1 protein-coding gene is annotated in these 4,690 nt (G+C 74.9%); it reads right to left on the bottom strand.

Annotation, left to right across the window (positions count from 1 at the left end; genetic code table 11):
• The coding region (locus D476_RS35305) for an SDR family NAD(P)-dependent oxidoreductase (RefSeq protein ID WP_017627845.1) at positions 1-4,690 on the bottom strand (4,690 nt) is incomplete at both ends.

Raw genomic sequence — 4,690 nt, 5'->3', positions numbered from 1 at the left:
GAGCAGCTCCACCGCGCCCGCCGACCAGTCCACCTCGGCCGTCGGCGCATCGACGTTGAGGGTGCGGGGCAGCAGCCCGTTCTTGAGCGCCATCACCATCTTGATGACACCGGCGACGCCCGCCGCCCCCTGCGTGTGCCCCAGGTTCGACTTGAGCGACCCCATCCACAGCGGCTCGGCCCGGTCCTGCCCGTAGGTCGCCAGCACGGCCTGCGCCTCGATCGGGTCGCCGAGGACCGTCCCCGTGCCGTGCGCCTCCAGCGCGTCCACGTCGGAGGGGGCCAGCCCGCCCGACGCCAGCGCCTCCGTGATGACGCGCTCCTGCGCCGGACCGTTCGGCGCGGTCAGGCCGTTGGAGGCGCCGTCGGAGTTCATCGCCGAGCCGCGGATCAGCGCGTGCACGGTGTGCCCGTTTCGCTCGGCGTCCGACAGCCGCTCCAACAGCAGCAGGCCGACCCCCTCGGAGAAGCCCGTGCCGTCCGCGGCGGCCGCGAACGACTTGACCCGGCCGTCGCGCGCCAGGCCGCCCTGGCGGCTGAACTCGGTGAAGATGTCCGGCTGCGCGATCACCGTGACGCCTCCGGCCAGCGCGAGGTCGCACTCACCGGACCGCAGCGCCTGCATCGCGATGTGCGCCGCCACCAGCGAGGAGGAGCAGGAGGTGTCGACCGTCAGGCCCGGCCCCTCGAACCCGTAGGAGTAGGCGATGCGGCCGGAGGCGACCGCGTTGGAGATGCCCGTCATCACGTGGCCCTCCACCTCGTCGAAGGCCTCGGGCCCGCGCGGGGCGTAGTCCTGGCCGAGCAGGCCCACATAGGTGCCGGTCGCGCTGCCGCGCAGCGACCGGGGGTCGATGCCCGCGTTCTCGAACAGCTCCCAGGACGTCTCCAGCAGCACGCGCTGCTGCGGGTCCATCGCCAGGGCCTCCTTCGGCGAGATGCCGAAGAAGCCCGCGTCGAAGCGGTCCGCGTCGTGTAGGAACCCGCCCACCCGGACATAGGAGGTGTGCGACCGGGTGCGCTCCGGGTCGTAGAGGCCGTCGAGGTCCCACCCCCGCCCCGTCGGGAACCCGGTGACCGCGTCCCGTTCGCCCGCGACGAGCCGCCACAGGTCCTCGGGCGTGCCCACATCCCCCGGCAGGCGGCAGGCCATGGAGACGATCGCGATCGGGTCGTCGTCGCGCACCGGGCGCACGGCCGGCGCGGAGGAGCCGGGGCCCGTGCCCGTCCCGCTGATCCGGGACCGCACGAACGCGGCCAGGGCGGCCGCCGTCGGGTGGTCGAAGATGACCGTCGCGGGCAGCCGGACCCCGGTCGCCCCGCTCAGCCGGTTGCGCAGCTCCACGGCGGTGAGCGAATCGAAGCCCAGGTCCCGGAAGGGGGTGTCCGGGTCGATCGCGTCCGGGCCGCCGTGCCCGAGCGTGTAGGCCGCGTGCTCGCGCACGATGCCCTCCACCAGCTCCTGTCGGCCCGCCTCGTCGCGTCCGGCGAGCGCCTTCGCCAGCGCGTCGGTGTCCGCGGCCGAGGCGCCGGCGGCGCGCCGCTGCGGCGTACGGACGAGCGAGCGCAGCACCGGCGGCACCTCGCCGCGCACCGCCGAGGGCACGACGGGGGCGGTGAGCACCGCCGCCCGCCCCAGGCCCAGTGCGGCGTCGAACATCTTCAGGCCTTGTTCGGCGGTGATCGGGGGGAAGCCTTCGCGGGCCATGCGGGCCAGGTCGGTGTCGGACAGGTGGGCGCTCATGGCGCTGGCGTCCTCCCACAGTCCCCATGCCAGGGAGACGGCGGGCAGCCCTCGCACCTGCCGGTGGTGGGCGAGGGCGTCGAGGTAGGCGTTGGCGGCGGCGTAGTTGGCCTGGCCGGGCCCGCCCAGCGTGCCCGCCATGGACGAGTACAGGACGAACGCCGCCAGGTCCCGTCCGAGCGTCAGCTCGTGCAGGTTCCAGGCCGCGTCGGCCTTGTTGCGCAGGACGGTGTGCAGCTGCTCCGGGGTCAGGTTGGTGACCATGGCGTCGTCCAGCACCCCGGCCGCGTGCACGACCCCGGTGAGGCGGTCGACGCCCTCCAGCAGCTCCGCGAGCCGATCGCGGTCGGCGGCGTCGCAGGCCGCGATGGTGACCCGGGCGCCCAGGGCGGTGAGTTCGGCTTCCAGTTCCGGGGCGTGTCCGCGCCTGCTGGTGAGCAGCAGGTCGCGTACGCCGTGTCCGGTGATGAGGTGGCGGGCGAGGTGGGCGCCGAGGGTGCCGGTGCCGCCGGTGATGAGCACGGTGCCGGAGGGGTCCAGAGGCCGGTCCACCGTCAGGGCGATCTTTCCGGTGTGCCGGGCCTGCCCCATGTCCCGGAACACCTGGGGCGCCTGCGGCACCGGGTGCGACCGCACCGGCAGCGGGGTCAGCGCCCCTCGGCCGAACAGCCCGGACAGCTCGGCGAGAAGCGCCTGGAGCCGGTCGGGGTCGTTGGCCTGGAGGTCGTAGGCGGTGTAGGCGACGCGGGGGTGCGCCTGCACCACCTCGTCCGCGTCCCGGATGTCGGTCTTGCCGATCTCCAGGAAGCGGCCGCCGCGCGGAAGCAGCCGCAGGGAGGCGTCCACGAAGTCCCCGGCGAGGGAGTTCAGCACCACGTCGACGCCGCGGCCCCCGGTCTCGCGGAGGACGTGCTCCTCGAACGCGAGCGAGCGGGAGTCGGCGATGCGCGCGTCGCCGACCCCGAGCGAGCGCAGAACGTCCCACTTGGGACGGCTGGCCGTCGCGAACACCTCCGCGCCGTAGTGGCGGGCCAGCTGGATCGCGGCCATGCCCACGCCGCCGGTGCCCGCGTGGACGAGCACGGTCTCACCGGCGGTGAGGCCCGCGATGTCCCTCAGCCCCAGCAGGGCCGTCATCCACACGATCGGCGCGCTCGCCGCCTGGGCGAACGTCCACCCCTCGGGCATCGCGTGCACGGTCCGGTGGTCGGTCACGGCCTGCCGGGAGAAGGTGCCCTCGGCGAGGCCGAAGACGTGGTCGCCCACGGCGACCGCCGACACGTCCGGTGCCGCCTCGACCACGACCCCCGCGAGTTCGCCGCCCAGCGGCGGCAGGGGGTCGTGCGGGTACATGCCCAGCGCGATCAGCACGTCGCGGAAGTTCACCCCCGAGGCGCGCACCTCGATCCGCACCTCGCCCGGACCCAGCGGCCGCTCGGCCCGCTCGTCCCCGACGATGGCCAGCGTCTCCAGCGTGCCCGCCCCTCCGGACACCAGCCGCCAGTCGCCGTCCGGGACCGGCAGCAGCGCCTCGGGGCCGGGCCGCAGGAGGCGGGCGGCCCGGACCTCGCCGCCGCGCACGGCGAGCTGGTGCTCACCGGCGGCGACCGCGCCGTGGACGGTCGCGGTGTCCAGGTCGCCGTCCACGAGCAGGATCCGGCCCGGGTTCTCGGTCTGGGCCGACTTCACCAGGCCCCAGACCGCGGCGGCGGCCAGGTCCGGGTCGGAGGTGTCCACCGCGCCGATGGTGTGCACCACGAGGACCGACTCGGCGCCCCCGTCGGCCGCGTCACGCGACAGCCACCCCTGCAGCCCGGTCAGCACGCCCTCGGTGACCTCGTGGACGTCGCCGCCGCGCGGCACCTCCAGCACCTCGCAGGGCACCTCGGGGGCGTCGGAGGGCAGGGCCACCGGACGCCAGTCGGGCAGCAGCAGCGGGACGGCGGAGCGGTCGGCCTTGAGGTCCTCCGCGGTGACCGGGCGCGTGGCGAGCTCGGCCACCGAGACCACGGGACGGCCGGACGGATCCACCGCGTGCAGGCTGAGGCTGCTCTGCCCGGTCCGTGTGACGCGGGCCCGCAGCGCCGTCGCCCCGGAGGCGTGCAGCCGCACGCCGTTCCAGGAGAAGGGCAGGCTGATGCCGCCGCTGCCGTCGCCGTCGCCGGTTCCGCCCGTGGGCCCGGCGTTCGCGGCGGCGGTCGCGTGCAGCAGCGCGTCGAGCAGCGCCGGGTGGATGCCGAAGTCCTCGTCGCGCGCGCCCTCGGGCAGCTCGACCTCGACGTACAGGTCCTCGCCCGTCCTCCAGGCGGCGGTCAGGCCCCGGAACACGGGCCCGTAGGCGAGCCCGGCGGCGTCGAGGGCGGAGTAGACCTCCCCGACCGGAACCTGTTCGCCCGGGGGCGGCCACGGCAGGGCCTTTTCGGGGGTCTCGGAGCCCTCGGAGGCCGCTGCGGTCCCCAACGTGGCGGTCGCGTGGAGGGTCCACTCGCCGTCCTCCGCGCTTCCCGTGCACGAATGGACGGAGACCGCGTCGCCGTCGAGGGACACCTGGAGCCGCACCGGCTCGTCGGTCAGGACCAGCGGCGCCGCGACCAGCAGCTCGTCGACCGTGTCGAACCCGGCGTGGTCGCCCGCGCGGATCGCGAGCTCCACGAACGCCGTGCCGGGGACGACGGTGTCGCCCATTACGGCGTGGTCGGCCAGCCATGGGTGGGAGTGGCGGGAGACCTGACCGGTGAACAGCACGGTTCCGCTGTCCGCGGTGTGGATGAGGCTGGCGAGCAGCGGGTGGTCGACGGAGGTCTGGCCGAGGGCGTCGGCGTTCCGCGGCCCCTTGCCGCCTTCGAGCCAGTAGCGCTGGTGCTGGAAGGCGTAGCCGGGGAGGTCGACGAGGGTGCCTTCGGGGGATCGGGGGGTGCGGCCGTGGATGTAGGCGGTGCCGAGGGCG

The sequence above is a fragment of the Nocardiopsis chromatogenes YIM 90109 genome, from assembly GCF_000341185.1.
Lineage (GTDB): Bacteria > Actinomycetota > Actinomycetes > Streptosporangiales > Streptosporangiaceae > Nocardiopsis_A > Nocardiopsis_A chromatogenes.
This window is presented reverse-complemented; position numbering and strand designations above follow the sequence as displayed.